The 19,046-nt window shown below is 71.8% G+C and carries 17 protein-coding genes and 1 pseudogene; 8 read left to right on the forward strand and 10 right to left on the reverse strand.

Annotation, left to right across the window (positions count from 1 at the left end; translation table 11 throughout):
* Positions 1 to 59: 59 nt before the first annotated feature.
* From G9H72_RS03555 to G9H72_RS03570, 4 genes are all read right to left on the reverse strand, one after another.
* Positions 60 to 1,634: a DUF7059 domain-containing protein gene (locus tag G9H72_RS03555; RefSeq protein ID WP_331271938.1), complete on the reverse strand. Its 1,575-nt coding sequence runs from the start codon at positions 1,632 to 1,634 to the stop codon at positions 60 to 62.
* Positions 1,631 to 3,952, reverse strand: a complete 2,322-nt coding sequence (locus G9H72_RS03560; protein WP_166167367.1) for a sodium-translocating pyrophosphatase — start codon at positions 3,950 to 3,952, stop codon at positions 1,631 to 1,633. The genes G9H72_RS03555 and G9H72_RS03560 overlap by 4 nt, the downstream gene beginning before the upstream one ends.
* Positions 3,953 to 4,208: 256 nt before the next feature.
* A complete protein-coding gene (locus G9H72_RS03565; RefSeq protein WP_166167370.1) occupies positions 4,209 to 4,688 on the reverse strand; it encodes an ATP-binding protein in 480 nt (159 codons plus the stop codon).
* A gap of 19 nt (positions 4,689 to 4,707) precedes the next feature.
* Complete coding sequence (locus G9H72_RS03570) at positions 4,708 to 5,049, reverse strand: STAS domain-containing protein (protein WP_166167373.1); 342 nt, start codon at positions 5,047 to 5,049, stop codon at positions 4,708 to 4,710.
* Between the two features lie 189 nt (positions 5,050 to 5,238).
* On the opposite strand from G9H72_RS03570, the gene G9H72_RS03575 reads away from it, so the two are divergent.
* Entirely contained in the window at positions 5,239 to 7,749 is a 2,511-nt protein-coding gene (locus tag G9H72_RS03575) for a DEAD/DEAH box helicase (protein WP_331271939.1), read from the forward strand.
* Between the two features lie 92 nt (positions 7,750 to 7,841).
* Positions 7,842 to 8,312 carry a hypothetical protein gene (locus G9H72_RS03580; protein WP_166167375.1) on the forward strand — a complete coding sequence of 157 codons (471 nt, stop codon included), beginning with the start codon at positions 7,842 to 7,844 and terminating at the stop codon, positions 8,310 to 8,312.
* 796 nt (positions 8,313 to 9,108) lie between these two features.
* Here G9H72_RS03580 and G9H72_RS03585 read toward each other — a convergent pair.
* The 5 genes from G9H72_RS03585 to G9H72_RS03605 form a co-directional block, all read right to left on the reverse strand.
* Entirely contained in the window at positions 9,109 to 9,462 is a 354-nt protein-coding gene (locus G9H72_RS03585; protein ID WP_331271940.1) for a TadE family type IV pilus minor pilin, read from the reverse strand.
* A gap of 40 nt (positions 9,463 to 9,502) precedes the next feature.
* Positions 9,503 to 9,679: a DUF4244 domain-containing protein gene (locus G9H72_RS03590; protein WP_166167381.1), complete on the reverse strand. Its 177-nt coding sequence runs from the start codon at positions 9,677 to 9,679 to the stop codon at positions 9,503 to 9,505.
* Positions 9,680 to 9,808: 129 nt separating this feature from the next.
* On the reverse strand, positions 9,809 to 10,576 hold the full coding sequence (locus G9H72_RS03595; RefSeq protein WP_331271941.1) for a type II secretion system F family protein: 768 nt from the start codon (positions 10,574 to 10,576) through the stop codon (positions 9,809 to 9,811).
* Between the two features lie 3 nt (positions 10,577 to 10,579).
* Positions 10,580 to 11,557 carry a type II secretion system F family protein gene (locus G9H72_RS22200; RefSeq protein WP_166167384.1) on the reverse strand — a complete coding sequence of 326 codons (978 nt, stop codon included), beginning with the start codon at positions 11,555 to 11,557 and terminating at the stop codon, positions 10,580 to 10,582.
* Positions 11,554 to 11,883 (reverse strand): ATPase, T2SS/T4P/T4SS family, encoded by a 330-nt coding sequence (locus tag G9H72_RS03605; protein WP_331271942.1) that lies wholly within the window; start codon positions 11,881 to 11,883, stop codon positions 11,554 to 11,556. Before G9H72_RS03605 ends, G9H72_RS22200 begins: the two co-directional genes overlap by 4 nt.
* Positions 11,884 to 12,184: 301 nt before the next feature.
* Here G9H72_RS03605 and G9H72_RS22205 point away from each other — a divergent pair, with 301 nt between their 5' ends.
* The 3 genes from G9H72_RS22205 (at position 12,185) to G9H72_RS03620 (ending at position 14,367) form a co-directional block, all read left to right on the forward strand.
* Positions 12,185 to 12,682 carry an ImmA/IrrE family metallo-endopeptidase gene (locus G9H72_RS22205; RefSeq protein ID WP_166167387.1) on the forward strand — a complete coding sequence of 166 codons (498 nt, stop codon included), beginning with the start codon at positions 12,185 to 12,187 and terminating at the stop codon, positions 12,680 to 12,682.
* Positions 12,679 to 13,680, forward strand: coding sequence for a hypothetical protein (locus G9H72_RS03615; RefSeq protein ID WP_166167390.1), 1,002 nt, complete (start codon positions 12,679 to 12,681; stop codon positions 13,678 to 13,680). The genes G9H72_RS22205 and G9H72_RS03615 overlap by 4 nt, the downstream gene beginning before the upstream one ends.
* Positions 13,681 to 13,788: 108 nt before the next feature.
* Complete coding sequence (locus G9H72_RS03620) at positions 13,789 to 14,367, forward strand: sce7726 family protein (RefSeq protein ID WP_166167393.1); 579 nt, start codon at positions 13,789 to 13,791, stop codon at positions 14,365 to 14,367.
* Between the two features lie 10 nt (positions 14,368 to 14,377).
* Here the strand turns inward: G9H72_RS03620 and G9H72_RS03625 are convergent, their stop codons facing one another.
* Positions 14,378 to 15,454, reverse strand: a complete 1,077-nt coding sequence (locus G9H72_RS03625; RefSeq protein ID WP_166167396.1) for a beta family protein — start codon at positions 15,452 to 15,454, stop codon at positions 14,378 to 14,380.
* A 734-nt stretch (positions 15,455 to 16,188) separates the two neighbouring features.
* On the opposite strand from G9H72_RS03625, the gene G9H72_RS23320 reads away from it, so the two are divergent.
* The 3 genes and pseudogenes from G9H72_RS23320 to G9H72_RS23330 all read left to right on the forward strand — a co-directional run.
* Complete coding sequence (locus G9H72_RS23320; RefSeq protein WP_407939534.1) at positions 16,189 to 16,989, forward strand: recombinase family protein; 801 nt, start codon at positions 16,189 to 16,191, stop codon at positions 16,987 to 16,989.
* 321 nt (positions 16,990 to 17,310) lie between these two features.
* Positions 17,311 to 17,760: an HNH endonuclease signature motif containing protein gene (locus tag G9H72_RS23325; RefSeq protein WP_407939535.1), complete on the forward strand. Its 450-nt coding sequence runs from the start codon at positions 17,311 to 17,313 to the stop codon at positions 17,758 to 17,760.
* A 138-nt stretch (positions 17,761 to 17,898) separates the two neighbouring features.
* A pseudogene (locus G9H72_RS23330) lies at positions 17,899 to 18,981 on the forward strand (recombinase family protein); the annotation flags it as partial.
* Between the last annotated feature and the right edge of the window lie 65 nt (positions 18,982 to 19,046).

Here is a 19,046-nt window from a genome sequence, read left to right on the forward strand (position 1 = left end):
CCCTGCCGCCCGGAAGGCTCCTTCCGGGCGGCAGGGCGCGCTCACGTCCGGGGCTCGCCTCAGCCGGGCTCGACAGGAACCAGCGTGCCGCAGCGGACCAGCCCGCGCAGCTCCCCGAGCAGCCGTGGCCGCAGCTCCCCCGGGTCCTGCTCGAGCACCTGCGCGACCGCTTCCACCAGCGCGCCCACCGGCAGCGTCCCGTCGCTCGCGCCCACGAGCGCGGCGGCCTCGGTGGAGACGGAGTCGGCCGCCCGCTGCCCGCGCTGCTGGCGAAGCACGATCGTCGACGGCTCCTCCGCCCCCGGCTCGCCGTGCTGCTCCTGCACGACGTCGTCGCGGACGCGGAGCCGCGCCTGCAGCAGGGCCGGGTCGTCGCGCTCGGCCAGCCAGCGCTCGGCGTCCAGCCGATCGCTCAGCCACCAGGCCGCCGGCTGCTCGACCGGGTGCGGCCAGTCGAGCACGACCTGGCGCGCCGGCCCGCTCCCGCGACGGCGGACGAGGAACCAGCCGAACTCGACCGCCTCGACCCCGGCCTCCTCGAGCCCGGCCAGCCAGCGGTCGTAGCGCTCGGTCGCGTCGGACGCGCCCTGCTCGCCGGCGTCACGCAGCCAGGTCGAGACGTACGCCGCCGGGTCCTCCTCGTCGCGGACCACGAGCAGCGACTCGAAGCTCTCGCCGGTCGGGAGCCACCCCCGCGCCCGCTCGTGCGGCTGCTCGCCGCGCAGGCGTACCCAGTCCCCGATCATCACGAAGAGGCCGCCCTCGGCGAGCAGCGGCGGCACCTCGGCCAGCAGCTGCCGGCACAGGGTGTCCAGCGGCAGGCCCGCGTCGCGGTAGGTGTGCACCTCGGGCGCCCCGATGACGAACGGCGGGTTCGACACCACGAGGTCGAACGTCTCCCCCGCGACCGGCTCGACCAGGCTGCCCTCGCGCAGGTCGAGCTCGACCTCGTTGAGCGCGGCGGTCAGCCGGGCGAGTGCGAGCGCGCGCGGCAGGACGTCGGTGGCGACGACGGCACCGGCGTGCCGGGTCAGGTGCAGCGCCTGCACCCCGCCGCCGGTGCCGAGGTCGAGCGCACGTCCCACCCCGTCGCGCGGGGTGATCTGGGCCAGGGTCGCGCTCGCCCCGCCGACTCCGAGGACGTGGTCACGGCGTACCTCCCGGGCCGTGCCGTCCAGCCGGCTGTCCAGGTCCCCGACGACGTACCAGCCGTCCGCGGGGGCATCGTCGGCGCCGTACGGCCGGACGTCGAGCTCGGCGCGGACCCACCCGTCCCGCCGGGTCACTAGCCCGCCCGCGACGGCCGCCTCGAGCGGCAGAGCGGCGGCCGCGTCGTCCTCCGGCACCGGCAGCTGGAGGAGGAAGAGCCGGGCCAGCGTCGTCAGCGGCCGGCCCGCGACCTCCGGCCGGGAGGTGCGGCGGCGCGCCGGCACCCCCTCGTTGCGCTCCAGCGCGGCCTGCGCCGCCGGGCCCAGCAGCTCGAGCACCGCGTCCGCTGTGTAGCCGGCGCGGACGAAGGCGGCTCGCAGCGCACGGGCGTCCTCACGGGACAGGGACGGGAAGGGCCGCTCGGCCCCGCCCGTCCCTGTCGCCGTGCCTGTCGTGGTGCTGGTGCTCTCGGAGCTGGGCGTCACCTGGCGAGGCTAGCGGCCTCCGGCTCGGCGTCACTCGTCGCGGCGGCCAGCCCGCGGCGCCGGCTGACGGTGACGGCGGCGACGATGATCGCCACGGCCAGCAGCGAGATCGCCAGGCGGACGGGCGTGCTCGCGTCCTCGCCGATGCTGAGCTGCACGATCGCCGGCGCGATGAGGACCGCGACGAGGTTCATCACCTTGATGAGCGGGTTGATCGCCGGGCCGGCGGTGTCCTTGAACGGGTCGCCGACCGTGTCGCCGATGACCGTGGCCGCGTGCGCCTCCGAGCCCTTCCCGCCGTGCGCGCCGTCCTCGACGAGCTTCTTGGCGTTGTCCCAGGCACCGCCGGAGTTGGCCAGGAAGACCGCCATCAGCGTGCCGCAGGCGATGGCGCCGGCGAGGTACGCCGCGAGCGCGCCGATGCCCAGCCCGAAGCCGACCGCGATCGGCGCCATCACGGCGAGCAGGCCGGGGGTGGCCAGCTCGCGCAGCGAGTCGCGGGTGCAGATGTCGACGACGCGGCCGTACTCCGGGCGGGTCTGGCCGGTCATGATGCCGGGGTTGTCGCGGAACTGCTTGCGCACCTCGTAGACGACCGCGCCTGCCGCCCGGGAGACAGCGGTGATGGCGAGCCCGGAGAAGAGGAAGACGACGGCCGCGCCGACGACGAGGCCGACGAGGTTGTTCGGGTTCGCGATGTCCAGCGTGAACCGCTGCTGCATCGACTCGCTGAGGGACGCCAGCGAGACGCCCGTGTCGTCGACCGCGGTCTGCCAGGCGTCCGTGTAGGAGCCGAACAGCGCCGTCGCGGCCAGCACGGCGGTGGCGATCGCGATGCCCTTGGTGATGGCCTTCGTCGTGTTGCCGACGGCGTCGAGGTCGGTGAGGATCCGCGCCCCCTTGCCCGTGACGTCCCCCGACATCTCCGCGATGCCCTGAGCGTTGTCCGAGACCGGCCCGAAGGTGTCCATGGCCACGATGACGCCGACGGTGGTGAGCAGGCCACAGCCGGCGAGAGAGATGGCGAACAGCGAGACGATGACCGAGCCGCTGCCGAGCAGGAACGCGCCGTAGACCGCCGCCCCGATGACGAGCGCCGTGTAGACCGCCGACTCCAGGCCGAGGCTGATGCCCGAGAGGACCACCGTGGCGGGGCCGGTGAGCGAGGTCTCGGCGACGTCCTGGGTCGGCTTCTTGTCCGTGCCGGTGAAGTAGCCGGTGAGGGCGAGGATGACCGAGGCCAGGACGATGCCGAGGACCACGGCCACGATGGCGACGACGCGCGGGTTGGCGTCGCTCGTCGTGGCGTCGGTGAGCTCGTCGAAGGAGCCCGGCAGGTAGACGAACGCCGCGATCGCGCACAGCACGGCCGCGACGACCGCGGAGATGTAGAACGCCCGGTTGATCGCGGTGAGGCCGCTCTCCCCGGGACGGGCACGGGTGAGCAGGATGCCGAGCACCGCGGTCACCGCGCCGAGCGCGGGGACGATGAGCGGGAAGACCAGCCCCTCCTCCCCGAACGCCGCCTTGCCCAGGATGAGCGCGGCGACGAGCATCACGGCGTACGACTCGAAGAGGTCGGCGGCCATCCCGGCGCAGTCACCGACGTTGTCGCCCACGTTGTCGGCGATGGTCGCGGCGTTGCGCGGGTCGTCCTCGGGGATGTTCTGCTCGACCTTCCCGACCAGGTCGGCGCCCACGTCGGCGGCCTTGGTGAAGATGCCGCCGCCCACGCGCATGAACATCGCGAGCAGCGCCGCGCCGAAGCCGAAGCCCTCGAGCACGCTGGGCGCGTCGGCGCGGTAGATCAGCACGACGACGGCGGCGCCGAGCAGGCCGAGCCCGACGGTCGCCATGCCGACGACCCCGCCGGTGCGGAAGCCCACCCGCATCGCGTCCTCGGCACCCTTGTCGCGCGCGGCGGCCGCGACGCGCACGTTGGCGCGGACGGCGAGCGACATGCCGAGGTAGCCGATGGCGGCGGAGAACCCGGCGCCGACGAGGAAGAAGATCGAGCGGCCGATGCGCACGTCGGCGTCGCCCGGCAGCGCGAACAGCAGCAGGAACACGATCACGACGAAGACGCCGAGGGTGCGGAACTGCCGATTGAGGTACGCCGCCGCGCCCTCTTGGACCGCCTTGGCGATCTCCTGCATCCGCGTCGTGCCCTCCGCGGCCGCGAGGACCTCGCGGCGGAACACGGCGGCGACGACGAGCGCGACGACGGCCACTGCCGCCACCACTCCCACGATCGTGAGATTTCCGCTCGAGAGCGAGTCCACCGCGCCGCTGTCGGCGGCGATGTGTGGCCCGGGCATACGTCCTCCTTGACGTCGGCACGCGGTCCTCGCGGCGGCTGCCACGGAGGGGCACGCGGGGCTGCTGGCGGGCGGGCCTACCAGTGGCGCGGGAGTTTACGCGTACCCGGGAGGAAGCGGGGCGATCAGCCCCCGGAAGCAGGACGGTGTGTCGAGTCGCGCGGCGTCCGCGGCCGGATACGACGAGTGGCGCACCGCCGGAGCAGTGCGCCACTGGTCGTGCTTCTCCTCGCGCGGGCGGGCTCCGCGCGCACTCCTAGCTCGCGGTCGCCGACGTCGGCGCCACGCCGCCCTTGGCCGAGCCGCTCAGCGGCCACGTCATACGCAGGGCCAGGCCGTCACCCCGGCGCTCCACGGCCAGGTCGTCGACCAGGCCGCTGATCACCGCGATGCCGACGTTGGATGGCAGCGCGCCGCCGTCGAGGCCGTCGGGCGACTCCGCCGTCTCGGCGAGGTCGACGAGCGAGGCGTCCGGCTCGGCGTCGGGCGACGCGGCGTCGACGACCTCGACCCGGAACGACGTGCCGGCGTCGGTCAGCTGCAGGGTCACCGGGACGTCCGGGGAGTGTCGCTGGTGCAGGTCCACCGCTCGCGAGCACGCCTCGCCCACGGCGAGCCGGACCTCGTCGAGCACACCCTCGTCCACCCCGGACCGGCGGGCGACCGCAGCGGCCACCAGCCGCGCGGTGCGGACGTGTGCGGGCAGGGCGCTGAACCGGACCGTGACGGTCGTCATGCTGGGACGGTCCACCGGGTCAGTCGGACGCAGCGAGGGCGTCCTCGACCGAGTCGTGGATCGGGAAGACCTTGGTCAGCCCGGTGATGCGGAAGATCTTCAGGATGCGCTCCTGGGTGCACACCAGGCGCAGCGAGCCGTCGTGGGCGCGGACGCGCTTCAGGCCGCCGACGAGCACACCGAGGCCCGTCGAGTCCAGGAAGTCCACCCGCTCCATGTCCACGACGAGGTGGTACTTGCCGTCCGCAACGAGGTCGACGAGCTGCTCGCGCAGGCGGGGCGCGGTGTAGACGTCGATCTCGCCGCCCACCTCGACGACCGTCTTGTCACCCTCGGGGCGATTCGACAGGGACAGGTCCACGGGTCCTCCATGACGTAACCGAGTCCGGATTGAGCTCCGAGCGCGTCCACGCATTCAACCACCTCCCGTCGGGCCGCTCTCCCGGGGCCACCCTCACGGACCAGCCCCTCGTGCCCGCGGGCGCCCGCGCGACCGCTGCTCCCGGCGCGGCCGGCCGCTTCTGTCGGTGCCGTGAGGCACCCTGGTCCGGTGCCTGTCGACCCGACCGCAGCCGTACGCCGAGGCCCGCTCGGCGCGCTGCTGACCCACTCCGGGCGGGAGGACTCGCTCACCCACGTCGAGCACCTGCCCGCGCGCGTCGCCGACGAGGCCGACTGGCCGGAGTGGGCCGCCCCGGAGCTGGTGGCCGCGCTCGGGAGGGCCGGAGTGGCCCGGCCGTGGCGCCACCAGGCCCGGACGGCCGAGCACGCACGGGCGGGACGGTCGGTGATCGTCTCGACCGGCACCGCGTCGGGCAAGTCGCTCGCCTACCTGCTGCCGGCGGCCACCGCCGTGCTGGAGGGGGCGGCCGCTCCCTCCGGACGGGGGGCCACCGTCCTGTACCTGTCGCCGACGAAGGCGCTCGCGCACGACCAGCTGCGCGCGCTGGGCGAGCTCGGGCTGCCCGCCCTGCGCGCCGCCGCGTACGACGGGGACACCCCCGGCGAGGAGCGGGCGCAGATCCGCGACTGGGCGGCGTACGTCCTGACCAACCCGGACATGCTCCACCGGACGCTGCTGCCCGGCCACGCGCGCTGGGCGACGTTCCTGCGGGCCCTGCGCTACGTGGTGGTGGACGAGTGCCACGGCTACCGCGGGGTCTTCGGCTCGCACGTGGCGGCCGTGCTGCGCCGGCTGCGGCGCGTCTGCGCGCGCTACGGCTCCTCACCGACCTTCGTCCTGGCGTCCGCCACGGTCGCCGAGCCGGCCGCCTTCGCCCGCCGCCTCACCGGTGTGGAGACGGAGGCGGTCACCCGCGACGGCTCGCCCCGCGGCTCGCTCACCTTCGCCCTCTGGCAGCCGCCGCTGTCGGAGGTCCGTGGCGAGGGAGGCGTGCCGGTCCGCCGGACGGCGACGGCCGAGACCGCCGACCTCATGACCGACCTCGTTGTCTCGGGCACGCGGACGCTGGCGTTCGTCCGGTCGCGCAAGGGCGCCGAGTCGGTGTCCATCCAGGCCCGGCGCAGCCTCGAGGAGGTCGACGCCGCGCTGCCGCAGCGGGTCGCCGCCTATCGCGCGGGCTACCTGCCCGAGGACCGGCGTGCGCTCGAGTCCGGGCTCACCAGCGGGCGGCTGCTGGGGGTGGCGTCGACCAACGCGCTCGAGCTGGGCGTGGACGTCAGCGGGCTGGACGCCGTCCTCATCGCCGGCTGGCCCGGCACCCACGCCTCGCTGTGGCAGCAGGCCGGGCGGGCCGGGCGTGCCGGGCAGGAGGCGCTCGCCGTGCTCGTGGCACGCGACGACCCGTTGGACACCTACCTGGTCAGCAACCCGGAGGCGGTCCTCGGCCGCCCGGTCGAGGCCACCGTCCTGGACCCGGAGAACCCGTACGTCCTGGCTCCGCACCTGTGCGCGGCCGCCGCCGAGCTGCCGCTGACCGACGCCGACACGGCATTGTTCGGCGCGGCGATGCCCGGGCTGCTCGACGGGCTCGTCGAGCGCGGGCTGCTCCGCCGCCGGGCGACGGGGTGGTTCTGGACGCGCCACGAGAGCGCCGCCGCCCTGGCCGACCTGCGCGGCACCGGCGGGGCGCCCGTGCGCGTCGTGGAGGCGGGAACCGGGCGGCTGCTGGGAACGGTGGACGCCGGGGCCGCGCACGGCGCCGTGCACGAGGGCGCCGTCTACCTGCACATGGGCCAGGCGCACCTGGTGCGCGAGCTCGACCTGGAGGACGGGGTCGCCGTCGTCGAGGCCGCCGACCCGGACTGGACCACGTCGGCCCGCGACCGGACGGACATCCGCGTCGTCGCCGAGGAGGCGAGCTGCCCCTGGGGGGAGGCGACGCTGTCGTTCGGGACCGTCGACGTCACCAGCCAGGTGGTCTCGTTCCTGCGCCGTCGGGTGCTGACCGGGGAGATCCTCGGGGAGGAGCCGCTCGACCTGCCGGCCCGCCAGCTGCGGACCAAGGCGGTCTGGTGGACTGTCACGGACGAGCAGCTGGCCCGCGCGGGCATCGAGCCCGCCGACGTGCCGGGCGCCGCCCACGCGGCCGAGCACGCGGCGATCGGCCTGCTGCCGCTGTTCGCGACGTGCGACCGCTGGGACGTCGGCGGGGTGTCCACCGCCCTGCACGAGGACACCGGGCGCACCACGGTCTTCGTCCACGACGGTCACCCCGGGGGCGCGGGCTTCGCCGAGCGCGGGTACGCGTCGGCGCAGCGCTGGCTCACCGCCACCCGCGAGGCCCTGCGGGCCTGCCGTTGCCCCGCCGGCTGCCCGGCCTGCGTTCAGTCGCCCAAGTGCGGCAACGGCAACGAGCCACTGGACAAGGCCGCCGCGATCCGGCTGCTGGACGTGCTGCTGGCCGGGAGCACGGTGAGCACCGCCACCACGGGCGGCACGGACGCCACGGGTGGGGCCGCAGGCTCGCACGGGGCGGGAGGCTTCGGCGGGGCGGCAGGCTCGCACGCCTCGGGCGAGCTGCGCCCGGTGCCGGCGGCGGGGGCGGGCCAGCGGGCGGAGGGCGAGGCAGCGCTCGGATCCCGGGCGCGCATCGCCTGACCTGCGGGGCACGCCGCAGCCGCGTGTCGGCGTAGGCATGCCCGGGGCCGGCTCGGGGAACTTCCCGCGGTAGCTCGCCGAAGGAGGATCCCGTGATCGTCATCGCCGTCCTGCTCATCGCCCTGGCGGTGGGCGTCGCCGTCGCCGTGGCCCTGCAGGCCAACGAGGCCGTCACGGTCGACATGCTCGGGGTGTCCGCGGACACCGCCGCCCGCGAGGTCTTCTTCGCCGGTGTGCTCGCCGCCGTCGTGTTCGGAGTGGGGCTCTGGCTGCTCAAGGCCTCCACCGCGCGCGCCCGGCGCCGGCGTCATGAGATCAAGAGCCTCAAGCGCGGGCGCACCCAGGAGGTCGAGCGACTGCAGGCCGAGAAGGCCGAGCTGGAGTCGGCCCTGCGTGAGCAGCGCAGCACCCCGGCCCCGGCGGCCACCGGCAGCACCGACACCACCCCGGCCGGGGGGTCCAGCGCGTTGCCCCGCGACGGCCGGGGCCAGACGGCGCAGTCGCTCGACCTCACCGCCGCGGAGCGCCGCGCCCGGGCCGGCTCGCAGAAGGACCAGGCGTAGCCGGAACCGGGCTGCCCCCAACCCGGCCTCGTGACCGAGGTCGGTTGCGAGCAGGCGCCCGACCGGCGGATCGACGTCGCGCCGGTGGGGGTCCGACAAGGGGGTGCGACGGCGGCTCGCGGGCGCTCGGAGGCGCCCTGCCGAGGCGCGAGGTGACCACCGGGCGCGGGGACGACCGGAGCGGCCGCAGCAACGGTCCAGCTGCGCCCGGCCCGGGCACGCGCGACCGCCGGGCGGGGCCAGCCCGGGACCGCGACCTCGACCGCGACGTCGGCGACGAGTCCGGGTGAGCCGGTCTCCGACAGGCCGGCAAGAGGAGCGAAGGAGACCTCGCACGAGCGGGCCCGCGCGCCGTTCGCGACGGCGATCTCCGCTGCGAGCGTGCACCCGCTCCCCGCCGACCCACCGCTTGCGCTGGTGACCCAACTGCCGGGGCCGACGCCCACCTGCGGCCGGGCGACGGCGGCCAGCGCGGCCAGGTCGGCCGCCGCGGCGGCCCGGTGCCGGGACGTGACGGCCGCCGAGAGCAGTGCCGCCGCACCGGCGACGACCAGGAGCACCGCGCACGAGGCGAGGACCACGACGGTGGCCAGGCCGGCCTCGCCGGCCACCCGCCCGGGCCACTGCTCCCCCAGCCTCGGTGCCGCCGGCCCGGTCGGTGCCCGCACCCCGGTCGGTGCCCGCACCCCGGTCGGTGCCCGCACCCCGGCCGGTGCCCGCACCCCGGCCGGTGATCCCGTCCCGGTCCGTGTTGCCGTCCCCTTCCGCTCGCCCGGGCCGGTCCGCGACGAGGGCCTCACGACGGTGCCGCCGGGATGGCAGGGCCCGGCTCCTCGACCGCTGCCACGGCGTCGACGGAGAGCCGGACGCTGCCCAGGCGGCGCAGGACCCCTGGTGGGCCGACGGCCACGTCGACGGTCACGCGCACGGTGCCGGCCGAGGTCTCGACGCCGACTCGCGCGCCGGACGGGGCCACCGACCGCGCGGCGGCCTCGATGCTGCCCTTCGGCTCGCCCCGGGCCGCGACCCGGGCGCCCGCCCGGGCCGCGTCCGCGCACTGCAACTTGGCCATGCCCACCACAAGCACGAAGAGCGCTGCCCCGAGCACCAGGCAGAGCGCGGGCAGGGCGAGGGCGGCCTCGGCGGTCACGCTCCCCCGGTCCGTGGCCCGCCCTCGCCCTCGGCGCACGTCAGGCCGCCGTCGCGAGCGCTCGCTGCACGACCGAGGTCAGGAGCGAGGAGACCGTGTCGCTGGTGACCACCTTGAGCAGCAGGCCGGCGAAGCCGCAGGCGGCGATCGTGCCGACCGCGTACTCCGCAGTGGTCATGCCCGCGTCCCGCCCGCGCAGGGTGAGTCGTCGCTTCATGGGTCGTCCCTTCGGTAGGTGCTGATGGCATCAGCGGCTGAGCTCCCAGCGTCGGGTTCGCGACGGGTGCGCGGGCGGGGCCGAGGGGCATCTGTGGACGCACTCGCCGGCTGTGGACGAGGAGTGCGCTCAGGCCGCCCCGAGGAGCGGGCCGGCCACACCGAGGACCACCGGCACGACGCCGACGAGGACGAAGGCGGGCAGGAAGCACAGCGCGAGCGGCAGCGCCGCACGGGTCCCCACCCGGGCGGCCGCGGCCTCCGCACGCCACCGGCGCTCGGCCCGCTGCTCGTCGGCCACCCGGCTGACGGTCGGCGCCAACGGGGCCCCGCTCGTGGCGCTGCGACTCACGGCGCGGGCCAGCGGAGCGAGCGCAGGGCGGGCCGTGCCGGCCGCGAGCCAGGCGGTACGCCGATCAGCCCCCAGCCGGACGGCGAGGACCGCCTCGCGCAGGGTCCCGGCAACCGGGCCGCCGACGGCGTCGGCCACCGCGAGCACCGCGGGCTCCAACGGGCATCCGGCGGCCAGGCAGGCTGCGAGCAGGTCGGCCGCCGCCACGGCATCCCCGCTCTCCCTGGCCAGGCCCGCGCGGTCGAGCGCGAGCCGCGGGTCCGCCAGCAGCCGGTACGCCCCGGCCGCCACGAGCGTGCCCAGAGCGGCACCGAGCACACCGCCGACCAGGACGGCCGCCGCGACGCCCACCAGCGCGACCGCCGGCAGGCGTACGCCGGGACGGGCGAGCACAGGCATGCCGGCGGCGCGTGTCGTGGCGGGCGCCCGCGCGGCGTCGATCGCCAGCACCCGGCGAGCGGCGCGTGCCGGGGGTAGGGCGAGGAAGGCGGCGGCGCCGGCGAGCAGGGCGGCCGCCGCGGCGAGCGGGACGGCGTAGGGCGTCACGGCTCAGAGCGGGTCGGCGGCGCGGGCGATGCGCTCGGTCCAGGCCACGCCGAGGACGCTGAGCACGGCTCCGGCCGTCAGGCAGGCGAGCCCCGGCAGCGAGCCGAGGAGCACGTCCAGCGGCGCCGCGCCCAGCAGCGTCCCCATCCCGACCCCGACGACCGGCAGCGCGCCGAGCAGCCGGGCCGTCGACCGCGGGCCGGCGAGCTGGGCCTTGATCGAGCGCCGGGCACCTTCGTCGGCACGCAGCCCGTCGGCGACCCGCTCCAGCGCCACCGCGAGCCCGGCGCCGGTGCCGGAGGCGACCGACCAGCACGCGGCGGCGCGGCGCAGGCCCGAGGCGCCCGGAGTGGACGCCGCCCGCTCGAAGGCGTCGACCGGTGACGCCCCGGCGGCGACGGCCGCGGCGAGCCGGCCGAACGCCGGGTGCTCGGGCAGCCCGTCCACGGCGTCGACCAACGCCGCCGCCGGCGGGGACCCGGCCCGCAGGCTCGCAGCCAGGCCGAGGCAGAGCTCGACCGTGGTGACCCGGACGGCCGCCTCGGCGGTGGCGGCGCGGACCCGCCGGCGGCGCAGCCGCAGGGCCAGCACGGCTGCGCCGGCCAGCAGGCCCGGCACGGGGCCGGCCAGTGCGGCGACGAGCCCGCCCGCAGCGAGCGGTAGCGCGGCGGCCAGGGACGTCGGGCGGCGCTCGGCGGGGCCGACGGGGCCGACGGGGCCGGCCGTAGAGCCCGCAGCTGCGGCACCTGCACCCGAACGCGGCCCCCCGGCGACGGCACCCGCACCGTCACGCCGGGGAGCAGCGCCCGGATCGAGCTGCGCGAGGAACGGCAGCCGGCGGACCGGCGGGCGCACCAGGCACGCAGCGGCGAGCCCCGCGAGCACCACGGCGGCCAGCGCAGGAAGGACAGCGGGAGCAGGAAGCGCACCAGCAGGAAGAGCGGCGAGCACGCCCCCGCCCGCTCGCCCGCCGGTGCTCACCGGCCGCGCCGGGCGAGGAGCAGGTCCAGCTCGTCGGCCGCCGGGCCGGCACCGGCCGGGGTCAGCGCCTCGACGACGGTGCACAAGCCGTCGGCCCCGCGCCTCAGCACGCCCACCGAGGCGACGTGACGACGGCCCTCGCGCCCGCGGGCGACGTGGACGACGGCGTCGAGCGCCGCGCCCAGCTGGCTCGCCACGGCTTCGCGGGTGAGCCCGGCCGAGGTGGCGAGGGCCTCGACGCGGGCAGGCACGTCGGCGGGGGCGTTCGCGTGCAGCGTGCCGCTGCCGCCGTCGTGCCCGGTGTTGAGCGCGGCCAGCAGGTCCACGACCTCGGGGCCGCATCTCAGGGGTTACCACCGTCCTGGCCTTGCCCTTCGCGATCGAAGCGAGAGGCCGAGCGTGAGCGGACGCAGACAAACACCTAGCGGTCTGAGCAGAGGGTTGCGCCGTGCAACACGCTGGGTAGCTGGACGCACGCGGGGGACAAGAACCGACGTTGCCGGTACACGTGCTCGATCACACGTTCGAAAGAGCCCCGAGTTGTCGGCCCCAGTCGGTACGCTGCGGACAGCGGCAGCGGATGGTACACGCCTGCCGAGTCGAACTACAGGCACTGAGGGGTGGCAAGTGTCGTCCGTGACGGAGGCGTCGAAGCTCTCCTACGCCGCAATCAGAGAGTACGCCGAACGGGTTGGCGAGCACTACGCGATCTATGACCGCCTAGGGACAGGAGACGTGCGCGACCTCGTCCGCAAACTCGGGGGCACGGTCGCGTACGGGGACAGCCAGGAGTCGCTACACGTCAACGGCCCAGGTGACTTCATCATCTACTTGCCGCACGTGACCTCATCGCGCCGTGACCGGTTCACCATCGCGCACGAGCTGGGGCACTACTTCCTTCACTACCTGCACCCAGAGCGGGATTCTGCCGCCAGCTTCGGGCGCGGCAGCCGCAACGACGCGGAGACGCAGGCAAACGTCTTCGCTTCATCGTTGTTGATGCCAGAGGAGAAGTTCAAGCGGGCGTACGCCCGCTGTGCTGGGGATGTATTCGCGATAGCGCGCATCTTCGATGTGTCCCCCGCAGCGGTCGAAGTTCGCGCCGAGGTGCTAGGACTCAAGTGACTACACAGGGTCCTCGCTCGTTACTGTTCCTGTCATGCGACATCGTGGGTTCAACTCGCTTCAAGCAACAGCAGGGCAACCTTTGGCAAAAGACGTTCCTCTCATTCTATCGCGAGTTCCCCCAGATGCTGGGTGAACTCACACGGGAGGCGGCATACACCCCCGGCTTCACTCTGTGGAAGCCGGTCGGCGATGAACTCATCTTCACCAGTGAAGTCCGGTCAGAGAAGGACGTCTACGCAGCCGTACGCATCTGGCTCAATGCCATGCAGAGCTATGAAGAAAACGTGCTTAATGACGTGTCCCTCGCCACGAAGGGCGGGGCATTCATTGCCACCTTTCCCGGCCCGGACAGTGAGAGCTCGATTCCCCGCGACCCTCTTACAGAGACCTCAGACAAGGGCGTCGTCGAACTGAACGACGAAGCCCTTGCTTCCCGCTCCCCCGAATATCTGTTCGACTACTTCGGCCCCAGTATCGACACGGGATTCCGCGTTCTCTCAGCCTGCTCCCAGCGGTATTTTACGCTATCCGTGGAGGTCGCCTGGGCGATGGCGCAGTGCGATGCCGATGCAGGAGTGAACACAACGGATTTCCCGTTGGAAGACCTACTGCTACTTGAGACACGTGAGTTTAAGGGTGTTTGGGATGGGCGCGAGTATCCCCTGTTTGCGCTCGACCGGCACCACCTCGACCTCGTGAACGTCGCCCTCGCTCGAATCCGTAACCAGAAGCTCGCAGCGTGGGATGTAGTCAACCTCTGCAAAGAATGCTCGGCGAAGGCGAATTGGCCGTCGAAGCTCTTCTTGCCTGATTCCGAGCACTTGCAATTCAAGGCCCAGCCCGTAGACAGCCTTGCTGCACTACGCTCAAACAGCATGGAGGGCGCAGAGACGGTTCCGGTGGCCAGCGGCGGGGAGTCGCTAAGGGCGGATGCTCCGCTCGGTGGTGGCACGCCACCTCCCACGCCGCTCCCGTCCTCTCCTGAGAGCCCTTGAACGTCCCTGGGGAGTGCCGTCCTACATGCGCCCTAGCAGCGTGACTCAACCGAGCGGCGAGCCTCCCACGACGAGGTCCAGCGCTCGCTGGCCCGGTATGGTGCGCACGTGCGCGACCCAGACGTTCGCAGTGCGCTAGTCACTGCTCTCGCCCAACGGCTTGGCCAGCGGCCGCATGTGCTCGTTCCGGAGGTCGACGTACGCTGGACAGTCCCGGCCCGCTTGGATGCCCTGCTCGTCGCGGACCGGATCTGCGGGTTCGAGATCAAGAGCGATGTCGATTCACTCGCCCGACTACCTCGACAGATCCAGGCGTACGGAGCCGTTGTTGAACGAGCCGTGCTCGTGGTGAGTGAACGTCACCGTGCGGCAGCGCTTGAAGCGGTCCCTCACTGGTGGAGCGTTTGGGTGGCTGGCCTGAAGGGCGAGCACGTGGTCATTCGCAGCGCGAAACGTGGTCGCCTCAACCCGGCGCTAAACCCCTTGGCGGTCTCGACATTCCTGACGCGTGAGGACCTGCTGCACGCTCTACGCAGCCGAGGTCACGCAGGTCTGTCGTCCTTTACGGTTGACCAGCTTCGACAGCAGTTCACCACCGGCATCGCAGCTAGAGAAGCCGTAAGGGTCGCCCGTTCGTACATGATCGAACGGCGAGACTGGCGCGGACGCTCGCTGTTGACGGCGTAGCGACAAACAATCAAGGCGTCCCCGGGGCCGGCGCAGCTGGGGGATTCGCAAGTTGGTCTGCGACGAGCGCAAAATGATGTTCGGCTGCCAACTGCCGCCAGTTTCCTGGCTGAGATTCCTTGTCGGAGTTCGCAGCGATATCGTCCAGCCTCTGGTCAGCCCTGCTTAGGCCCGCGCCCAACCAGTGAGACTGCGTCACAAGATGATCGCAACACACCTTGAAGGCAGCTGCGAGACCGCCGCCCGTAGATGGTACGGCCCTTCGATGCACGTGCATTCGGTCCCCGCTGGAATACCGCAGGTGGCCATACCGCGGTGAAGCGGGCACGGGGTCGGAGGGTGGATAAAGTGCATAATCCCCGTACACCACGTCGAAGCCCTCGTGGGCCAGCCTCAGCCACAACCACCACTCGCGCCGAACCGGCTGCCAATCCCCAACCTGCTGAAACGCGCTGCTCTCAGGCGTTCCCAGCGTGATCAAGCTCCCGTGCTGACCGCCTAGCGCCGCAATCACGGCCTTCGTGTCATTCACAAGGGTGTCAAGCGGGATAACCGAAGCTTCCATGCCGTCGGCCCAGTCGAGTATCACGTCAACCGAAGTAACGGGCACCCCCACACCCTTGGCCACCGTCTGAGGGGCCGAAGCCAGGGCTGCTGGAGCGGAGCGAGCTTCCTGCATCGGCACTCGTAGTGCAGCCCTGCCTGTCTGACTAGCCACCCCGGCAGCGGCGCTGAGCACGGCCGCTGAATCACTTGGGATCAGAACTGGGATAAGCTCCGCAGGCACGCTGGCAAGAGCGTTCAGCGAGTCCAGCAGACGCCACCATGCGGCCCGATTGCTGGTGTCTGCCACCCGGCTGATGTCGGCGTAGAGCGGGTCGTACCAGAGCCGCGCGATGTCGTCCAAGAAGTAGGAGGCGTCCGTTGTAGTGCTCTTGCCGCGCCTACGTACGCCGCTCAGCGGATCGACAGTTGCCTGCCCTGCGCGTTGTAGCTCGAAGAGCGGAGTCAGTTGTAGCGTCGTCGGGGCCCTATTGACCGCCTTGATCTCCGCCTCGCGCGCCTTCAGCGCAGGTACGTACGCCATGCTGCCCAACGCCATCTTCCCGAGCCCCCCCGCCGCCGTTGTCGTGCGGGGATCGAGCTTGCCAGACCGGCACTCGTAGGGCAGACATCTCCGCAAGACGCACTTCTCGGCGTGTCGGCAGCAAACCGCCCGGCGCGAGGTGTGGTCTGCTCGTGCCGCGCGACGACGGCGGTCATCTCTGATGAAGAAGAACGCTCGCCGGAGGCGAGCCCACCCCGGTGGTTGCGCTTGCGCACCGGGGCGGGGGTTCGGGGGCGGAGCCCCCGATGGGGGACTGGGGGGCGAAGCCCCCGCACTCGTGCAAGTGTGAGACGTCTGGGCCGTCGTGAAGTGTCACTTGGCCAGCTGCGATGAGCGCGACGCGCACATGCCCCCTGGGTCCCCCCACATCACAACGCCCGAACGGCGGAGTGACGACCAGGAACCGGAGCCCGCGTGTTTAGGCCACGCTCACCTTCGACATGCAACCGGTTTCGGGTCGATCCATTTGACCCGCTGTCCCATCAACCGGCAGGGGAAAGCAGGCCCCTCTGACGGGCTCGGCCACGGTGATGAGCCGTGCGGAGCGTTCACAGTCGCCCCAGCTGTCTCTATTACGGCAGCTTGCGATCGCAAAGCCGGCCATTACAGGTGGTCGGCGCACGACCGGGGTCACTTGAGGGCAAACTAGTGTGTCCTGGCTCACAAGGGTGGACGTCCCTCTCTGTCGAGAGCTGGCGCAATCCATTCGCGTGATGAGTCAGCTCAGCAGGCTCGTCACCCTCCTTGTCTCACTACCGTTAGGTTCTGTGACACTGCAGGTCAGCGAGGTACGCCCAGCCGGAGGCCCACTGAAGCTCGTCGGGTACGTCAGAGTGAGCACGGAGCGGCAACGCGAACGGGGACACGGTCTTGACGTGCAGACCGCCGAGCTTCGCCGCTGGACCCGTCAGCACGGTCACCAACTACTGGCAGTACACGCTGATGAGGCAGTCAGCGGCACCGTAGACCCGGACGCTCGCCCTGGTCTGACCGATGCGCTAGGAACGATCAGGGAGGGACGCGCGAGCGGCCTGCTCGTATATCGGCTTGACCGCCTGGCTCGCGACCTCATCCTGCAAGAGCAGTTGCTCGCGGAGGTGCGACGGCTCGGCGGGCGCGTCTACTCCACCGCGAGTGGAGAAGACGCTTTCCTCGCGGACGATCCGTCAGACCCAAGCCGCCGACTGATACGCCAAGTGCTTGGCGCGGTGAGCGAGTATGAGCGCGCAATGATCCGTCTACGGTTGCGGGCCGGACAGCGACGCAAGGCAGAGCGCGGAGGGTACGCGGGAGGCGCGCCCGCCTTCGGGCTGCAGGCTCGTGGTGGGGAGTTGGAGCCCCGCGAAGACGAGCAGCGAGCGCTTCAGCGCATGCGTGAACTTCAGTGCGACGGAGCGAGCCTCCGTGCGATCGCCGCCGCCCTCAACGCGGAGGGGTTGAGACCCAAGCGTGCCAGCGTGTGGCACCCAGAGACGGTTCGACGGTCCCTCGGCCGCATCGTCGCTCAACGCTGACCCACGTACGAAGACGTACGAAGAGAGCGAGCTCCTTGCTCAACTTATGCGTTCTAGCACATAGCCTGCGGCGTCCCACCTTCACACAGAAAAATGTCATGCCTTCTTAGGTATAGCCGGGAACACGGCACGACCGCCCCAGTTTTTGCGCGTCGCGGACCTTTCTGCTCACCCGAACGGACGCCTGGTTGCCTCTTGCGATAGGCCGTTCGTAGGAGGCAACGCCCCAGAACGAGCGTTCAAAGAGAAGCACAGGGGCTCTTCACGCTCGTATGATCTTTTGGCCACCGCGACGACGCCCTGGCCATGACTCTCTCGGACATGGCCCGCTTCTGGGCCAAGGTGCTGATCCCGGATCTACCCCTCGACGCCTGCTGGGAATGGCAGGCCGGGCGAAACCGCGGTTACGGCAGGTTCAGCCTGAACGACAAGAGTGTGCTGGCACATCGCGTCGCGTACATCTTGGCCCACGGGTCGATCCCCGACGGCTTGGTCGTTGATCACCTCTGCCGCAATCGCCGCTGCGTACGCCCAGATCACCTAGACGCGTGCACTCAGGGCGAGAACGTTCGACGTGGACGTGCAGGGGAGAACCAGCGGAGCAAGACGCACTGCACGCGAGGGCACGCCTACTCCGGCAGTAACCTGGTCATCCGCGTTCGCAGGAATGGCAGCCGGACACGCGACTGTCGCGAGTGCATGATGGAGCGCAACCGGCGCGCCGGGGCTGCATATCGGGCACGTCGACGCGCAGAGCGCCGGGCATCATGACCGAGCCGTCCCGCAACGAGACGTCGCCCGATGTGCACGCGGCTTGGTCCTCAACGCCCGACGCACGAGCCTACGAACACCTCCTCCGGCTGATCTTCACCAATCTCCCCCAAATGGATGACTAACGTGACGAAGCGAATGACTACCAACGGCGACAGGCCAGCGGCACTCCGGGCCGCCGTGTACTGCCGCGTCTCCACGGTCGACCAGGCGGACGGAACCAGTATCGAGTCTCAGCGAACCAGCGGCGTACGAGAAGTCGAGCGCAGATCATGGATTCTGCACAAGGTGTACGTGGACGCGGGAGAGTCGGGCGGTTCGAGCTCTCGACCGGCGCTGGACGAACTGATGGCGGACGTCCGCGCGGGGCTCATTGACGCCATCATTGTGACGAAATTGGACCGGTTCAGCCGCTCCTTAGCACACCTGGCCCCGACGCTCTCGGCACTTGATGACATGCAGGTTGTTTTCGTGTCGATCGCGGACAACATCGACTCGTCGTCGGCGTCCGGCCGAGCAATGCGCGGCATCCTGGGCGTGTTCGCTGAGTTCGAGCGCGAGCAGATTGCTGAGCGCGGGGTGACCGGCCAGCGAGCCAAGGCTCTCATGGGCGGTTGGCCCGGAGGCTCCCCGCCCTACGGCTACCGGCTCAACGGCGCAGGTCGCACCGCGCAGTGCGTTGCCGACGAGCACGAGCGGCGCGTGATTGGCGTCGCGTGGCGAGCGCTCGTGGTGGAGGGACTGACGACCGGGCAAGTGGCCGGGCTCCTCAACGGGATGGGCCTCACGAGTCGATCCGGAGCGACGTGGACGCACCAGCGTCTGCGCCGTCAGATGGAGCATCGAGGCTTGCTTGGGGAGGTCTGGTGGGGGCAGCCCACTAGACGCTACGGGGCCGGCCACCACACGAAGCTCGACCGCGACGGTGCGCCGAAGTACGGCGACCCCATCCTGATCAATCTGGAGGACCCGCCTCTTTCCAAGGAGGAGTTCGACGATCTGCAGGTGGCGCTGCGGCGGCGAGCGTACGGCTACAAGTCACCCAGCAAGGCCTACCCCAACTCGGGGGCCACCAGCTCGTGCGGCGGACGCTACGGAGGCGTGCACCGGAAGGATCGCCACCTACGGCAGTACCGCTGCGCTAACTCGAAGTGGACCTCGGACGGTCGCGAACGCTGCGATTGCCCGCGGGTTGACGCTGACTGGCTCGATGCAACCGTCTGGGGAGAGGTTGTGACTTTGCTCACATCGCCCGGTCTCCTGTCGCAAATGGCCCACGACTTCCT

The sequence above is a fragment of the Motilibacter aurantiacus genome (genome assembly GCF_011250645.1).
In the GTDB taxonomy this organism is placed as follows: domain Bacteria; phylum Actinomycetota; class Actinomycetes; order Motilibacterales; family Motilibacteraceae; genus Motilibacter_A; species Motilibacter_A aurantiacus.